The sequence below is a fragment of the Muricauda brasiliensis genome (assembly GCF_003057865.1).
Taxonomy (GTDB): Bacteria; Bacteroidota; Bacteroidia; order Flavobacteriales; family Flavobacteriaceae; genus Flagellimonas; species Flagellimonas chongwuensis.
The window spans coordinates 140,286-156,958 of record NZ_QBTW01000006.1 but is presented as its reverse complement, the minus strand read 5'-3'; the positions used below and the strand labels follow the sequence as shown (position 1 = coordinate 156,958).

11 protein-coding genes are annotated in these 16,673 nt (G+C 40.6%); 3 read left to right on the top strand and 8 right to left on the bottom strand.

Annotated features, from left to right (window positions below; all coding sequences use genetic code 11):
• Positions 1 to 121: 121 nt before the first annotated feature.
• The 6 genes from DCK90_RS05125 to DCK90_RS05100 form a co-directional block, all read right to left on the bottom strand.
• Positions 122 to 1,315 (bottom strand): proline dehydrogenase family protein, encoded by a 1,194-nt coding sequence (locus tag DCK90_RS05125; RefSeq protein WP_108245108.1) that lies wholly within the window; start codon positions 1,313 to 1,315, stop codon positions 122 to 124.
• Positions 1,316 to 1,522: 207 nt separating this feature from the next.
• On the bottom strand, positions 1,523 to 3,130 hold the full coding sequence (locus DCK90_RS05120) for an amidohydrolase family protein (RefSeq protein WP_108245107.1): 1,608 nt from the start codon (positions 3,128 to 3,130) through the stop codon (positions 1,523 to 1,525).
• A 49-nt stretch (positions 3,131 to 3,179) separates the two neighbouring features.
• Positions 3,180 to 4,679: a S10 family peptidase gene (locus DCK90_RS05115; protein WP_108245106.1), complete on the bottom strand. Its 1,500-nt coding sequence runs from the start codon at positions 4,677 to 4,679 to the stop codon at positions 3,180 to 3,182.
• A 248-nt stretch (positions 4,680 to 4,927) separates the two neighbouring features.
• Entirely contained in the window at positions 4,928 to 6,346 is a 1,419-nt protein-coding gene (locus DCK90_RS05110; RefSeq protein ID WP_108245105.1) for a SusD/RagB family nutrient-binding outer membrane lipoprotein, read from the bottom strand.
• A gap of 18 nt (positions 6,347 to 6,364) precedes the next feature.
• On the bottom strand, positions 6,365 to 9,928 hold the full coding sequence (locus tag DCK90_RS05105; protein WP_108245104.1) for a SusC/RagA family TonB-linked outer membrane protein: 3,564 nt from the start codon (positions 9,926 to 9,928) through the stop codon (positions 6,365 to 6,367).
• Positions 9,929 to 10,092: 164 nt separating this feature from the next.
• Positions 10,093 to 11,253 carry a FecR family protein gene (locus DCK90_RS05100; RefSeq protein ID WP_159075765.1) on the bottom strand — a complete coding sequence of 387 codons (1,161 nt, stop codon included), beginning with the start codon at positions 11,251 to 11,253 and terminating at the stop codon, positions 10,093 to 10,095.
• 169 nt (positions 11,254 to 11,422) lie between these two features.
• Between DCK90_RS05100 and DCK90_RS05095 the strand changes: the two genes are divergently transcribed.
• The 3 genes from DCK90_RS05095 (at position 11,423) to DCK90_RS05085 (ending at position 14,793) form a co-directional block, all read left to right on the top strand.
• Positions 11,423 to 11,962, top strand: a complete 540-nt coding sequence (locus DCK90_RS05095; RefSeq protein WP_108245102.1) for an RNA polymerase sigma-70 factor — start codon at positions 11,423 to 11,425, stop codon at positions 11,960 to 11,962.
• A gap of 230 nt (positions 11,963 to 12,192) precedes the next feature.
• Positions 12,193 to 13,773 (top strand): amidohydrolase family protein, encoded by a 1,581-nt coding sequence (locus tag DCK90_RS05090; RefSeq protein ID WP_108245101.1) that lies wholly within the window; start codon positions 12,193 to 12,195, stop codon positions 13,771 to 13,773.
• Between the two features lie 396 nt (positions 13,774 to 14,169).
• On the top strand, positions 14,170 to 14,793 hold the full coding sequence (locus DCK90_RS05085; protein ID WP_108245100.1) for an HPP family protein: 624 nt from the start codon (positions 14,170 to 14,172) through the stop codon (positions 14,791 to 14,793).
• Positions 14,794 to 14,989: 196 nt separating this feature from the next.
• Here DCK90_RS05085 and DCK90_RS05080 read toward each other — a convergent pair whose 3' ends face one another.
• Entirely contained in the window at positions 14,990 to 15,670 is a 681-nt protein-coding gene (locus DCK90_RS05080) for an SDR family NAD(P)-dependent oxidoreductase (RefSeq protein WP_108245099.1), read from the bottom strand.
• A 99-nt stretch (positions 15,671 to 15,769) separates the two neighbouring features.
• A complete protein-coding gene (locus DCK90_RS05075; RefSeq protein WP_108245098.1) occupies positions 15,770 to 16,657 on the bottom strand; it encodes a helix-turn-helix domain-containing protein in 888 nt (295 codons plus the stop codon).
• Between the last annotated feature and the right edge of the window lie 16 nt (positions 16,658 to 16,673).

The window sequence follows — 16,673 nt, the reverse complement described above, 5'->3', positions numbered from 1 at the left end:
GAGTAACTTCAAGGCCGTCATATTAGAATGACGGCTTTTTTTTTTGTTCAATTCGATTTTGGTCAAAAAAGGCCGTAAAAGCAATGCCCTTACGACCTTTACATACACCATTACGAATTCATTATCTCAATTTGGCTATTTCCTTTCGTCGTTGTAATTCTTTTTTGAGCAATTCCATTTCTCTTGAAGATTGTGAACCTACGGATGAGTTTTCTTCTGCTCTTCTAATCAAATACGGCATTACATCCTTAATTGGTCCGAAGGGCACATATTTTACTACATTATACCCTGCTTTGGCCATGTTAAAACTTATGTTATCGCTCATCCCGAACAACTGACCGAACCAAACACGTGAGTCTGTAACGCCAATTCCCTGAGTGTAGAGCTTCTTAACCAATTCCCTACAACTGATTTCGTTATGGGTTCCGAGAAACAAATCAAAGACATCTAGGTTTTCAAGAACAAAATCCACCCCACTATCAAAGTTTTTATCCGTTGTGGATTTGTCCGGACATACTGGGCTATCGTATCCGCGTTCCATAGCTCTATCCCTTTCCTTTTCCATGTAGGCGCCGCGAACCAACTTTACCCCCACTCTGATTCCGTTCTTTTTCCCAAAGTCCTTTAAATGTTTTAGGTAATCGTATTTTTTACTCAGATAAAGTTGAACGGTGGCAAAAACAACAGTTCGCTCTTTGTTGTATTTAAGCATCATACTCTCTGTAAGCCCATCAACAGCAATGTGGCTCCAAGACTCTTCAGCATCCACCATAATCTTTAAATTATCGGTCTCAGCCACTGCTCTACATATAGCTTCAAATCTTTTCTTTACTCTTGCCCATTCTTCAGATTCGGACAAATTCATGGGTACATCTTCCGAAACCTTTCGAAAAATTTCCAACCTACCAATTCCTGTTGGCTTGAAAACCAAAAAAGGAATCTGTTTTTGAAATTCCGAGAACTTGCATATTTTGAGCAGAGTATCTAAGGTTGCATCAAAATTTTTATCGTTCTCCGCTCCTTCGACGGAATAGTCCAATATGGACATTACCTCACCATTTTGATAGAGCTGATCTATTTGTTCCTTGCACTCTTGTAGGTTCTCACCTCCGCAAAACTGTGAAAAAATAGTCTTCTTTAGTATTCCCTTTATAGGGAGTCTAGCTTGAAAAGCAAAATTTAGCGTAGGTTTTGCCAGCTTGGTAAGCTGACCATATTCCAACATTCCAAATAAGAATTTGGCTTTTTTAAGTTCCATATTGGACTTTGTGGCAAAGGCCGCTTCTGTATTGTTAAAATTTACAATGTCCGACATGATGTAAGTTGTTAATAATTGCCACGATAGGAGTTACCCTAAAAATTGGGTATAAGTTTCTTGCTCGTTGAAACATCAGGTTTACCGTAACAACCTATTTGTTCATACTGAAGTGATTTTTGTTCGTAGTGAAGTATCGTGGTGATTGCGAACAACCACCACGATTGTAAAAAGGGTATATTCTAACCTATTAAAATCAAACTAATTTTACCCTTTTATTCCTGGTTGTAGTATCTTGTAGTTCTTGGCTTCTTTTTCTTTATCCACCATCGCCTTCACATCTTTCAACAATTGTTTGGCATCATAGATGATTCCGTCTTTGATGGTATACTTGACACCACCTACTCTTTCAATGGTATTGTCCTCCATTAATTTGATGGCCCCTGTTCCGTACAACGATTTAAGGTTCGCCAATGGGTTTTCTTCCGTAATCACGAAATCTGCCAATTTGCCCACGGCAATGGTACCTATCTCATCATCCATACCCAAAGATTCTGCTCCATTGAGTGTGGCTGCTTTGATTACTTCCAACGGGTGGAAACCGGCCTCACGCAACAATTCCATTTCCCTTGGATATGCAAATCCGTACAGTTCGTATATAAAACCTGCATCGGTTCCAACCGTTACACGACCACCACGGTTTTTGTATTCGTTGATGAAAGTCATCCAAAGCTCGTAGTTGGCCTTCCAATCAATCTCTCTTTCTGTTCCCCAGTAGTGCCAGTAAGATCCGTGGGATTGACGGCTTGGGGAGTAAAATTCCCAAAGCGTCGGCAAGGTATACTCCTCGTGCCACTCGGCTCTTCTGGCCCTTGCCAAATCGCGGTTGGCCTCATAGATTACCATTGTTGGCGATAGTGTAAAGTCCAATTCAAGCAACTCTTCCATCACGGCATTCCATTTATCGGAATATGGTTTTGCTGCTTGGGTCCACAATTGGCCCGCTTCGCCAAAACGATCTTGCTCGTTCTGATAGTTATAATCCAAAGAATAATCCTGAACTGTTCTATCATCGAATAATGCCTCTGGAAGTCCATACCAGTGTTCCATTGCAGTTAAACCTGCACGTGCGCTGTGAAGCACGTTCCATTGCCCCACATAGGTTTGGGAGTGGTGCATTTTGGAACGAAGTCCCAATTTTTTGTTCTCCACCAATGCAGCTTCCATAACTTTTGGTGGGGCTCCAAAGAATTTGATACCATCCGCTCCTTTTTTGGCATTTTCACGAACCCATTCAATGGCTTGCTCTGGCGTGGCTATGTTTTCCCTGCCCATTTCACCGTTAAGTTTACTACCAAAAGCGGTATATGCTTTGATTCGTGGTGCGGTAATCTTATTGTTTTTACTCTTTTTCTTGTGTTCCAAGGTCCACTCTATGCCATTGCCAGATGCTGGGTCGGCGATTGTTGTGATTCCATGTCCCATCCAAAGTTTAAAAACATACTCGGCAGAAGTTCCCTGTGCCATTCCTCCAATATGGGCGTGGGTATCCACAAAACCGGGCATTATGTACATTCCTTCGGCATTTAGTTCCTTTCCTCCCGGCTTCAGGGCTGGACGTCTTTTAGGGTCTATTGGAACTCCTGGATAACCTACCACCCTGACATCTACGATTTTGTTGTTTTCCACAACGATATCCACGGGGCCCTGCGGTGGGGCCAGTGTACCGTTTATCATCGTAGCTCCCCTAATGATCAGTTGGCTCCAAGGTCCTTCTCCTTCGGCACGCTCCGGTGCTTTTTCAATTTGTCCGTACATTGCTCCTTGCACCAAGGCAACAGCAAGAATCAATAAGTGAAATTTTAGTCTCTTCATTTTATAAGTTAATTGTATTCTATTTTATTTTGGTCCCGCATCAGTTGTTTTACTTTCTACTGTATTTTGCGGGCATTCCTTCTGCCGGGAGCGACTTTGCTATAAATTCCCTTAGGTCATCGTTAGCAGTTTGCAAATCCTCATTTCTAAGATACATCATATGTCCACTCCTATAACCTTTCCACTCCATTCTATCTTTGAGCTTGCCACTGGGGTCCATCTGCCACATATTGTATTTTGCATTGAAGTAGTCTGTTCCTCCATCATAATATCCAGATTGAACCAAGACATTCAAGTATGGGTTTTGTGCCATAGCCTGTCTCAAATCGTATCCTGTTGTATTGTTGCTTCTATCCCAAGGACGTACCGGGCCGAACATATTATACTTTACATCGGTATGATAATTGAGATAGTTCTTGAAGTAATGGTTGATGGCCGGTGTGAAGGAATGTAACCAACTGGTAAGTTCTGCCGCATAATCGGGCCTTGTTCCTGCGGTCTGTTCATCAATTCCCAAGTAACGTGAATCCAATCTACCGATATTGTACCCTTCATCCCTTAACAACTCTTTCCAAAAGAAGGTTTTAGGTATACGTAGGTTATGCTCCAATATCACTTTTTCGGATAATCCGGAGTATCTAGATATGGTTGCTGCAACTTGCTTCCTTTCTGATTCTGGCAAGTATCCTCCCTTAGAGATTGCTGGGGTAAGTACATCAATGGTATAGGCCTCTACTTCCGGAAGAATCTCCACTAGATCCTTAGATTGTAAATCGGCAGGTAATTGTTCATGGAACCAAGCTGCCGCTGTATAATATGGCAAGAAATTCGCTGCACCTGCAACGGTTCCTCTTTCAATCCCCAAAGTTGTTGGCGAAACCAGTATAACTCCGTTCAAATACATCCAATGAGAGTTTTGGAGCTCCAATGACAACCCTGAAACCCTCGGTGTTCCGTAACTTTCTCCAATTAAAAATTTTGGCGAGGCCCAACGGTTGTTCCTAGTAACAAAGTTATCTATCCATGTCGCCAAGTACTTTATATCCTGTTTCACCCCAAAAAAGGTCTCTGACTTGGTCTTGTCGTCCATTTCATTTATGGCCCTGGAGTAACCCGTGTTCACCGGGTTCACATAAACGATATCGGCAACATCCAATATAGAGTTTGGATTGTCTTTAATTCCGTAAGGTTGAACCGGATATCCTTCTTCATCAATATTCAAAATTTTTGGTCCGGTATATGCAATGTGCATCCAAACCGAAGCCGAGCCCGGGCCACCGTTAAAAGAAATTACCAATGGTCTTTTGGCAATGTTGTCCACATCTGTTCTTTGGTAATAGGTGAAAAACAGTCCGGCTATTATTTTTCCTTTATCGTCCCATACAGGCTGCTTACCTGTGGTTGCTTTGTATTTTACTTCTTTCCCTTTGATGTTGACCTTTCCTTGAACAGTTACTGTTGAATCCATTGCGGTATTCAACTGCTGTGCGGATACCGTGGTACCGATCAAGAGAAAAAGATATATGATTTTGTTAAGTCTTGTTTTCATGGTTTTAATGTTTTAATGTGACGAGGATGGTCCAAAAAGGTAGGATATAATTATTTAAGCCTATGGTAATTCAAATTAGTGGATCATAAATAAAAAAGGGGCAGAATTTTGATTAATTGAGCAATCAAAATCAGATAGCGTGTATTCTGCCCCTTTTCAGCTAATCAAACGGATAAAAAATCAATGAGAGCCTAGGCTGGGTTTCAGCCCAGGCAATCTTATGGTTAAGTTGGATATTTTAAAAGAATTTAATCCACATCCCAGAACAAACTAGTAGTAAGCAGATCTCCACCTATGGCCGCAGCAGCGCTTTCATAGTTGGCCCTGTTCAAAGTTTGCTCGGAAATAGGGTATGTCAACCTTACCGGAACAGTCGGAACAAAGGATTGAGGGGGTGCCTCCAAAGTAGGGTAATCCAATCTTCTATACTCTGTCCATGCCTCCAATCCTTGGTTGAACAATGCCACCCACTTTTGCATACCTATTTTTTCTTCCCAAGTTCCGGGAGCTGTAGTATATGCTACGTCTGGGTCTGCCAAATAAGCGGCTGCGCTGTCACCTAGTCCATAATAATCAAAATTGGCTTGTATGGCCGCATTGTAGTGTGCTTCTGCATCGGTTACCCCGGCAATTCCTCTCTCGGCAGCTTCGGCCAACAAAAATTCAATTGTTGCATAGTCCAAAAGGATTACTGGAGTGGTCGGCTGATAGAATAATGTCCCGAATCGGGAGAAATCAAAATACGCTACCACAAGTCCGGATTCCGAGCCGCGATACACACCCTCGGTACCATCAACTTCTTGAAAGAACACTGATCTTCGTGGATCTTCCAACTCGTTCATATAGTCTATAAAGACATCTGTTCCCACAAAGTCCCTACGATTTCCTACGGCCAAATCCGTCCAAAGTTCAGCTGTATTTGGCTGAGACTCCAAATGCTCTATTTGCGCAATATCTGCATTTGAGGTAAAAATATTTGGCAAGGCCGTTGTTATGGCATCCGTAGCCAAAGTTGGATTGGATTCTATGATTCTCATTCCCATCTGGAACAACAATGAACTACCAAAAGAGCTCCAGCTGGACACATCTCCATTATAAAGAAGGTCTTGACCCCAAGAAGGCTGGGAGGCATCCAAAGCATTGATAGCCGTGGTCAATCTTGATAATAAATCGGTGTAAATTGCTTCTTGATCATCATATTCTGGCGAAATGTTATCCACATCCAAAGCTTGGGAATAGGGTATATGACCAAAAGACTCCACAAGTTTGGACCAAGTATATACCTGAACAATCTCTATGATTGCCAATTGGTTTTCGTTTGCAGGAGTCAAACTCTCTGCACTCTGAATGACCTCAGCGCTTTGGCGAAGGTTGTTCAAGATATCCATATAGACCTCGTTCCAAGTAAAGTTGGAATAGTATGTGGTTCCCTCGTTATAGGTTACTGAGGAAATTTGCTGCACCAACAATCTGGTTGTATTAAATGGGTTACCATTGGCCCCATAGGTGATACCGCTCATGGTATCGGACAGATTTTTCACGGCATTGTTGAAAAAGGTCTCCGCAGGAGCCTCTGTTGCGTTCTTCACGTCCACGTTCATGTCTTCCAAATCACCGGAACATGAGAAAAACAGCGCCATTAAAATTATGATATAATAGTTTTTCATTTTCTGATTTTTTTTGGTTTAGAATTGAACTTGTAGGTTAAAACCGATATTTCTTACCGTAGGCAAAACCCCGTTCTGGGAACCTTGCAAGTTACCGGAACTTAATCCAGCTTCTGGGTCAGCGTATGGCAGGTTTTTATGGATGATCCACAAGTTGGAACCTGTTAAACCTAATCTTAACGATTGAATGCTAAGTTTGTCCATAAAGGCCATTTTCGGGAAATTATAGTTCAAGGCAACTTCTCTAAGCTTCACATAAGATGCATCGTATACGAAGTGCGCCTGTGGCGCCATAACACTACCTGTTGCATTTCTGTAGTTATCCATTGCGGTTCTAACGGTATTTGGAGATCCATCAGGAGCTACACCGTCCAATATGATACCTCCGCCATCGGCCAAGGAGTTTCTTATTGGATTGCCCAAATCGTTAAGTCCTACAGACCAAGCATACAGACCTGAACGGTTACCTGTTGAGATATCGTTTGAGTAGACATCTCCTCCACTTTGGATATCAATTAAAAAGCTCAAATCAAAGTTCTTGTACCTAAACTGGTTGGTAATACCTGCCGTCCAATCAGGGGTAATGTTACCAATTACGTTATTGGATGTTGTAGTACGCTCATATGCCCCTGTTTCTTGGTTGATCAAACGTTTTCCATCCACGTAGATATAGTCGGTTCCTTGAATGGTTCCATAGGGTTCCCCAACAGTTGCATTGATGGAAACTCCACTTACAGTTCCCAATTGTAGATTGCTACCACCTTCGAACAAGGAAACTACCTCACTCTGGTTTTTGGCCCAGTTTACATTGGCTTTCCATTGAAAATCCTCTGTTTGTACGATGTCTCCATTAATGGCTACCTCAATACCTTTGTTTTCAACTTCACCAGCATTTACAAATCTGGAAGAGTATCCTGTTGTGGTTGAAATGGCCACAGGGATAATCTGATCCTTGGAATTTGTTTGGTAAAGAGATAGATCAAAACCTAATCTACTGTTCAAGAATCTCATTTCAAGACCAGCCTCGTAACTGATTGTTGTTTCAGGCAATAAGTCTTCATTGTTCTTGGTATCATTTGTACCGTACAAAGGAACCGCTCCAAATGGTGTCGGTTTGTTCAATACATCGATCAAACTGTTTGCAGGAGCGGAGCTACCTACCTCGGCATAGTTTAAACGAAGTTTACCAAAACTCAACCAGTTTTTGTCCACTAAATTAGAAAACACAAAACTGGAAGAAATGGATGGATAGAAATATGTGCTGTTCTCTTCTGGCAAAGTTGAAGAGTGGTCAAACCTTCCGGTCAAATCCACATAGATCAAATTATCATAACCGAACGAGGCCAAACCGTAATATCCATCAACTCCAACTTTCTCCACATTTTCTATTGGGGCTGGTGGCAAGTTTAATGAGTTGGAAAGGGAGAACAAATCTGGAAGTACCAATCCACCATTTGTTTCGGCATATATGGAGCTCAGGTCGGTTCTTCTAATATTGGCTCCCAAGACACCGCTGATGTTCAACTTGTCGGTAACATATTTGTTGAAGTTGATCATCAAATCATAGTTTTCTTCACTATAGTTGATGTTTCTCCTGGAATATCTTCCCACAGCACCAGCTGTTCCTACATTATTCCTTTCTTCTTGAATAAAGGAATAGGTATCCAAGGAAACCCTACCTTCCACATTCAACCAGTCGGTGAATTTATATTTTGCGGATACGTTTCCAAAAATTCTACTACGGGAATCGTTCTGGTAGTTTTCGTAAACGACCCAGTAAGGGTTATCGATTGTACCACCCATAAATGGGTCAACATTGGTTCCTGTGTTAAAATAAGCATCTTTCAGTTCATCGATACCAACATTCATGGCCCAGTATCTTCTCATGGATGAGATAACGTTCTGTGCATTGGCTCCTGTTTCACTACCTGTTCTGTTTCTACCCAAGGCATCGGTAAGTATATAGTTTGCACTTCCCGAAACGGAGAACTTATCGGTAATATTAAAAGATGTATTGATGGAAATATTGTCCCTCGTCATGTTACTGTTCGGCATCAATCCATCTTGATTGAAACGGGTATAGGCAATTCTATAGGTTGCCTTATCACTTCCACCGGCAACCGCAACACTATTGGTCATGGTTACGGGGGTTTCAAAGAAATCGATCAATCTGCTCTCCGGAGCAACCCATGGACTTGGTTGGAGATAATACGGAGATCCTTCGTAGAAGGAATCCCATTGATATACCATTAGATTGGGATCAAACTGTGCACCATAAGAACCATATGCGGTAGCTGGTGTTACCAAATCCAATTCCCCATCACCATTGGCATCTTGGTCGTTGAAAAAACTCATTCCATCGTTACCATAAACAGGACCATATCCTGTACCGTACTGATATTGGAAATCTGGCCATGTGGATTTATCGATGAATCCCATGGTAACGTTTGAGTTGATAGTTACTGTTGGTTTTTGTTTTGCTCCGGCTCCTGATTTAGTGGTAATGATCACCGCTCCGTTCGTGGCCCTAGAACCATAAAGTGCCGTTGCTGCCGCACCTTTAAGTACGTTAATGGATTTGATATCGTTTGGGTTGATGTCCGAGGCCATGTTACCGTAATCGAAACCACCGGTACCGCTTTGCTGATCGGCTGTGTTAAAGTTGGAGTTACTCACAGGAACTCCATCCACAACGAACAATGCTTGGTTGTTACCTGTTAAAGAGGTACTACCACGAATCACAACATTACTAGATCCACCCATATTGGTATTGTTCTTGATCTGAACACCGGCAATTTTACCAGATAAGGCATTAACCACGTTATCCGTTGGAGTCCTGTTCACATCCTCGCCATCAACCTCTTGTGTTGCGTACCCTAAGGATTTTTTCTCCCGGGAAATACCAAGGGCGGTTACAACAACCTCATCCAACTGTGCGGAATCTTCTTGGAGTTCAATGGTGATGGGTCCACTTCCCGTAACTTCTGTCTCCGAAGTCTTAAAACCGATGTAGGATACCACTAAAATGTCTCCAGGCTCGGCCTGTATGGTAAAATTTCCATCAAAATCAGTTTGGGCACCATTGGACGTTCCTTTAACCATAACGTTCGCACCCAATAAAGGCACCCCGCTAAAATCCACTACCGTACCTGTTACTGTGCTCTGTATTATTGGCTTGACGGGTTCCGCCGAAGAAAATCCATCCGATGATTTCTTACCGGCAGATTTCATCAGTATAATCTGTCTGCCACGGATTTGATAAACCACTTTAGTATCCCTGAACAAAAGCGTCAGGATATCCTCCACTTTCTGGTCGTTCGTCTTTAAACTCACCTTCTTTTTTAAAGGGATCTGACTGTACTCGTACATAAAACGATACTCGGAACGGGATTCGATTTCTCCCAGTGCGCTCTCTATGGTAACTTCTTCTAAATCAAGTGAAAGCTTTTCTCCTTGCGAATCGGAGTTAGCCGCCTGAATTTGGATTATCGAAGCAATTATTAGAAAAATGGTCAATTTGGTTGATAAACCATTCTTCAAAAATCTCTTTAAAAAAAGAATTCTAGATGGTTTTTTTTTCATAATTTTGAGTTGATTTAATTAGTTTGAATCGATATTTATTACACAGTTCAAGAGAGGGAATGGGCCAACATTCCCTTTTTTTGTGTGTACTTTTTTTAATAAAAAAGTCATTTCATTGGCATATATATTTTAGTATTAATAGTTTATCGTTTGGTTGTTATCTGTTACTTTATTTTGACATCCTTCTTTTTACCTTTTTTACCATCAACAACCTCATACTCAAAAGGTGTTATAATTCTCAAGGCCTCAAGAACATCCTCTATTTTTTCTACATTTCTATTGAACCTCGCACTAAAAGTCTGTCCAATAATACTGTCGTTGGTGTTTTCTATTTTCACATTGTAGGTCCTCTCCAAACTTGCCAGTAATTCGGTAAATGGTGCGTTCCTAAAAACAACTTCTCCATTTACCCAACCGGTATGTAATGAAACATCTACTTCTTCTACCTCGATTATTCCCTTGCCCCTGTTCCACGCGCCTTTTTCTCCAGGTTTCAACAAAATCCCATCCTTGCCATTTTCCGCATGTGAAAGACTCACCGAACCTTCTACCAATACTGTAGCCACTTCATTTTGATCATCATAGGAAGACAGATTAAATTGTGTTCCCAATACTTCTATCGCAACTTCTTTGGAATTGACCACAAACGGACGATTTTCATCCTTGGTCACATCAAAATATGCTTCACCATAAACCAACACTTCCCGTCTACCATTTTCAGGAAACTTTACTGGAAATTTGATCCTTGTTCCTGAGTTTAAATAAATCTTGGTACCATCTGACAATACAAGCGTGAACATTTTCCCATTGGGTATATTGAGCTCATTATAAACAAAGTCCTTAATCTCTTCATTAGAACCATATATCAATGTATCTCCATTATGCACGGCCACTGTTTCACCTGATGGAAGTGTAACGGCATGGCTACCATGTGACTCTATCAAGGTTCTATCCGAACCCGTGTCCAATGTTACATACTCACCATCCATACCTGATAATATGGCATCATTATTATTGTCGCTTAGCCACACATAACCTATTCCCAATGAGACCACACCAACAAAAATCGCTGCATATTTGAGTATTCGTTTTGGGTAAAGTTTTTTAACCTTGGTTTTAGTCATCCTGGCCTCTAAGGATTTCCAATCCTTATCTACATCCAAACCTTCCAAAAATTCAAAAGATTCGTCCACCAAATCCTCTTCAATAATACGCCCAATCAATTCTTGAGAGAAATCCTCAAACTCCTTGTCAGATTTATCTTTCCAACCGGTCGACTCCTTCAACTTCTTTATAAGTGTAAGCAATGTTTCTTTCTGTTGCATTAGATCATTGTTCTCATGTATTAGATAGTATTTTATTGAAATAGGGTGACAATCCTCAAAGATTTTTTTAAAAATCAATAATTTTTTTATCCAATTTGGGTAATGATCCAGTTTAATTTTATATTTCGGTAACTTTAAATTTATATGAATACCCCCGAAACCTCAATTTATGAGATTTAAGGTTGAAGAGCTTTTTAAAAACAACTATCCACTTTTGTGCTTGGTTTCCTTTTCCATAGTAAAGGATAAGGATATTTCAAAAGACATTGTGCAGGACTTTTTTGTTTCGTTTTGGAACAAAAGGGAGTCGATTACCATAAACACATCTTTTGAAGCTTATGCAAAAAAATCCGTCAAAAATTTAAGCCTTCAGTATTTAGAAAAGAAAAAAAGGGAACAACGGCTAATGGATACTTTTGAAACGGACACCAGTGCCCCAGAACCCAAATTGGACCGACAAAACAATAAGTTGAACGACCTCATCAACAAATTGCCCACAAAAAGGAAAGAAATTTTTGTGTCGGTCGTAGTGGACGGAAAAAGCTATACTGAAATTGCCGAAGCCAACGGTATTTCGGTAAACACGGTAAAAACCCAAATGAAAAGGGCCTATGCATTTTTAAGGTCCAACAAAAAAGAAGATTTTATTTCCTTATTTCTACTGATTCTGCTCTCCCAATTAGTAGAACAACTGTCTTCTATTTACTGATTACGATTTTCTCTACAGAATGACGGTTTCGTGAGTTTTTTTGAGCCGTTTATCAAGCCGGCGATCTTAACCCAATAACACTTCCATTATTTATAAAAAACAACCTTCTGTCACCCTAAATCTATATTTATTTAACATAGTATTGAACAGTGTTATTAAATACGGATTGTTTATGCCCATTTTCCACAATCATGGGTTTGACCAACCACCAACCATTTAAACGTTAAATCATGAAAAAATTATTTTTTGCAACACTTCTGTTGCTCCCAATGCTGATGTGTGCCCAAACTATTGGTGCACCAGACAGAAAAGCGGGCGAGGGAGAAGGTCCCTTTGACAGACTTATTATTAGAGGTGCCATTTTAATCGACGGAACCGGCGGACCAGCTTCAGGGCCTGTGGACATTATTGTCGAGGACAACAAAATTGTAGATATCGCAAGAGTCGGTGTACCCAAAGTCCCAATCGATGAATCCAAACGCCCGAAACTGGGAAATGGCAAAACCAAAGAAATCGATGCCAACGGTAAATATGTGATGCCAGGTTTGATTGACCTGCACGTGCACACTGGAGGTGCCCCAAAAGCTCCTGAAGCAGAGTACGTATATAAATTATGGATGGCCCATGGAATTACAACAATAAGAGGCGTGCCTTTTGGAAACTTGGAGTGGTCGCTAAAAGAAAAAGAAAGAAGTGCCAAAAACGAGATTGTTGCACCAAGAATGGTCTCCTTTCATAGGATTGGAACTGGAAAAGAATGGGAAAATCGAAAAATTCTAACACCGGAAGATGCAAGGGAATGGGTACGATATGCCAACAAGAAAGGTGTGGATGGACTAAAGCTTAGCTCACATCGCCCTGAAATTATGGAGGCCGTACTAGATGAAGCCAACTCATTGGGGATGGGGAGCACTGCCCACCTGGCACAAAGTGGTGTGGCACAAATGAACACCATTGATGCTGCTAGATTGGGACTTACCAGTATGACCCACTTTTATGGCCTATTTGAATCCATGTACGAAAACAACGATGTGCAGCCTTGGCCGGTGGACATCAATTATGGAGATGAGCAGCACCGTTTTGGCCAAGTTGCACGCCAATGGAACTTGGTGAAACCGGGAGGTGAAAAATGGAATGCACTTCTTGATGAATTTTTAAAACTGGATTTCTATATCAACCCGACCATGACCATTTATTCTGCAGGCAGGGATGTGATGAGAGCACGCAACGCGGACTGGCACGAGAAATACACTTTGCCCTCTTTGATGGATTTCTTTTCACCCAGCCGTACGAGCCATGGCGCATATTGGTTCGACTGGACCACTGAAGACGAAGTGGCGTGGAAAAAATACTATCAAGTTTGGATGCAGTTCCTTAATGAATACAAGAACATGGGCGGGAAGATCACGCTAGGTTCAGATTCAGGTTTCATTTACCAGACCTATGGTTTTGGAACCATATTGGAACTTGAAATGTTCCAAGAAGCCGGATTCCACCCATTGGAAGTTATCCGTGCAGCAACCATGCACAGTGCCCAAGAAATCTTCAAGCCTTTGAAAAAACCAATCGAGTATGGTGTGATCCGTGAAGGTTTGTTGGCCGACATGATCATTGTGGACGAGAACCCTCTTCAAAACCTAAAAGTACTTTACGGAACTGGCGCCGTTCGTTTGAACGATGACACCGCAAAAGTGGAAAGAGTTGGTGGAATTGAATACACCATCAAAGATGGTATTGTCTACGACGCTAAAAAATTGTTGAGCGATGTGGAAGCCATGGTGAACAAGCAAAAACAAGAAAGAGGTGAGTAGAACCAAAAAGTTTTAATCCTTAAACATACTATTTCTAAGCGATTGTGAAGGAAGTTTGAGCCTTTCATTAAGCTGTAAAAGGCCCTAATTTTTTAGGGCTTTTTTTTGCTTGTGACCAGTGTTCAGGACACAAGAAAATTACCGGTTCGACCTTAAAACCTTTAATCAAACAGAATCCATTCATATCTTCACTTAAAGACAAATAATTTTCAAATTGTCCTGATCAGTTTTCTTCTTTTAATATTAGCTACAATAAAACTTTATTTTGCAATTTAATTATTAAGGAAAGTGTTGCATTCAGTGTTATTCTCATAACAAAAAATTTATTTTTCTTTCTCATTATCATCTCATTCTAAATTGCACCGCCATGACATAGCCTTATCTTTGGGGCCATATATGAAAAAGAATATCAAGCGGGGATATCGTATTGGGAGATATATTGTGTACAAGGAAACCTCTGTGGAACCTAAAGAGTTGATTTGGTCCTTTTTAGGCTCATTTATAGGAATTGCCTGCATCGGTATTATCCAAAATCAATATTTGGACCAATCGGACAACATATTGCTCATAGGATCTTTTGGTGCCACAGGTGTTTTAATATATGGAGCCATAAATAGTCCTTTGGCGCAACCACGCAACTTGATAGGAGGGCATCTGATAAGTGCGGTAATAGGTGTCACTGTATGTCAATTTTTGGGAGATATTCTTTGGCTGGCCGCTGCCCTATCCGTTTCATTATCCATTCTGGCCATGCAATTCAGCAAGACCCTCCATCCGCCCGGGGGAGCCACCGCCTTGATTGCGGTAATAGGTTCGGAAAAAATTATTGGATTGGGCTATTGGTATATTTTCTTTCCTGTGCTCAGCGGAGTCACAATTATGTTATTGGTGGCATTGACATTCAATAACATAACACCAGATCGGCAATATCCGGCAAACGGGCGCTTTTTACGCATGATAAAATTAATTCCATGGCCATCAGCGAAGAACAGATTCAAAAAAGATAAAAAGATGTGTTGAAACCTATACTATGGTTCAAACTTATGCAATAAGTATCATACCTGCTTTCCTATATAAAAAGCACTTTCCCAAAAATCATCCACATCTATTTATGAACCAATTGAATACAAAATTAAATTGTTACATATAGAAAGGTAGTCTAACTTAAGCTGTATAAATACATTAAGTGCTTACATAATATTTTCAATGAGACAATCTACGCTCTCATTTGCTTTCTTTCAATCAGGGAAATAAAGTCATCTTTGATGCCATCACAAATGGCTACGGAGTTATAAGTACAGTTTTTCATATTTACAGGATCAAAACTGTACATTTTTATTTTAGAAGGCTTAAATTCCTTGCACTGCAAATGAGTAAACATGTTAAGCGCTGCTTTGGAGGTAGAATAAGCAGTAAGACTATATCCAGAATAACAAAAACTTTCATCCTTCATCTTATTGATGTCACCCAACGAGCTGGTGATGTTAATGATTCTAGGTTCGTTACTCTGATTCAATAAAGGCTTAAGTGTTTGTATGGTTCGAATGATAGAGAAAAAATTGATCTCATAGACCTCCTTGATATCCTCGATATTGATTTGATCTATCTTGTGGCCAAAACCATTGACAATTTCAGCATTGTTGATCAGCAAATCCAATTTACCATACGATTCCTTTATGGTGTGTTCCAACACGCCCAAACTCTCTTCCGAACTAAAATCGATTTTCAAAAGCTGATATCCGTGTAAATCCTCCCCGTCTTTGGAGAGTAATTCAAAGCTTTTCCCGCATGCCGCAAGCACAACCTCATACCCATTCTCCAATAAAATCTTGGCAAACTTGTGGCCCAGTCCATTACCTGCTTCCGTTACAACAGCAACATATTTATCATTCTTCATTACTCATTTATTTCATTTTACAAATTTAGCATATGGTTTTTCATTCTTAATAGTATTTCTTTTCTCAATTTATTGTTGGTCAAATCGGTATCAAACTATTTACATTCTCCTAAATTGATTTGGCGTTACTCCGCTCAAATTTTTAAAGAACCTGGTAAAATGGGTCGGTTCTTGAAAATTGAGGCGATAGGCTATCTCAGCAATATCCAACCCTGAATATTTCAACAGGCTTTTACTTTCCATCAAAAGCCGTTCCTGAATGATGTCCTTGGCACTCTTGCCTGTCAATTTCTTGATGGTCGTGGTCAGGTAGTTCGGTGTTATGTTCAATTCTTCCGCATAATCGCTCACGTTTTTGGTATCCACATACATTTTGTCCACCAACGCTTCAAACTGATTTGCAATGATCTGTGACCTGCTCAGGTGATTTTCCGTTGTTTTATGGCGCTCATGGATTGCCTTACAGAAATATAGTAAGGAACCGAGCATTCCCTCCAACATTTTCTCTTGGTACGGATGCGGGTTCTTAAAAACCGAATGCATCCGTTCCATATCAAAATACAACGACTCATGTTCTTCTTTGGTGAGCATCAGCACATTGTTCTCGGACATTTTCAAAAAAGGAAAATCTTTCTGTAAATCCGGAAAAGTATTGATCAAAAACTCTTTTCTGAACATCACATAATATCCCGACATCTTTTCATCCCTGAACCAAGAGAACACCTGCCCTGGAACCACAAACCATAACGGAAACTCATTCAGTTCCAAGGTATCTGTATTGAGATTGAGTTGACTCTTTCCTGTATAGTTCAACAACCCTACCTGATAAAATCCCTGACGATAGGGCGGCATGCATCTTCTTGACGAAGCTTCCATGTCCTCTACCGGAAACACATCAAAATTGGGTATATGGCTCCTATGGGCAAAACCAATGGCCTCATGTAAATCATTCGTATTTTCAAAAACAGGTATATCGGCCTTGTTCATATATCTTGTAGTGGAA

Excerpts from the sequence above, each read along its gene's own strand:
- DCK90_RS05125 (WP_108245108.1), bottom strand. The coding sequence starts at position 1,315 with ATGTCGGACATTGTAAATTTTAACAATACAGAAGCGGCCTTTGCCACA.
- DCK90_RS05120 (WP_108245107.1), bottom strand. The coding sequence starts at position 3,130 with ATGAAGAGACTAAAATTTCACTTATTGATTCTTGCTGTTGCCTTGGTG.
- DCK90_RS05115 (WP_108245106.1), bottom strand. The coding sequence starts at position 4,679 with ATGAAAACAAGACTTAACAAAATCATATATCTTTTTCTCTTGATCGGT.
- DCK90_RS05110 (WP_108245105.1), bottom strand. The coding sequence starts at position 6,346 with ATGAAAAACTATTATATCATAATTTTAATGGCGCTGTTTTTCTCATGT.
- DCK90_RS05105 (WP_108245104.1), bottom strand. The coding sequence starts at position 9,928 with ATGAAAAAAAAACCATCTAGAATTCTTTTTTTAAAGAGATTTTTGAAG.
- DCK90_RS05100 (WP_159075765.1), bottom strand. The coding sequence starts at position 11,253 with ATGCAACAGAAAGAAACATTGCTTACACTTATAAAGAAGTTGAAGGAG.
- DCK90_RS05095 (WP_108245102.1), top strand. The coding sequence starts at position 11,423 with ATGAGATTTAAGGTTGAAGAGCTTTTTAAAAACAACTATCCACTTTTG.
- DCK90_RS05090 (WP_108245101.1), top strand. The coding sequence starts at position 12,193 with ATGAAAAAATTATTTTTTGCAACACTTCTGTTGCTCCCAATGCTGATG.
- DCK90_RS05085 (WP_108245100.1), top strand. The coding sequence starts at position 14,170 with ATGAAAAAGAATATCAAGCGGGGATATCGTATTGGGAGATATATTGTG.
- DCK90_RS05080 (WP_108245099.1), bottom strand. The coding sequence starts at position 15,670 with ATGAAGAATGATAAATATGTTGCTGTTGTAACGGAAGCAGGTAATGGA.
- DCK90_RS05075 (WP_108245098.1), bottom strand. The coding sequence starts at position 16,657 with ATGAACAAGGCCGATATACCTGTTTTTGAAAATACGAATGATTTACAT.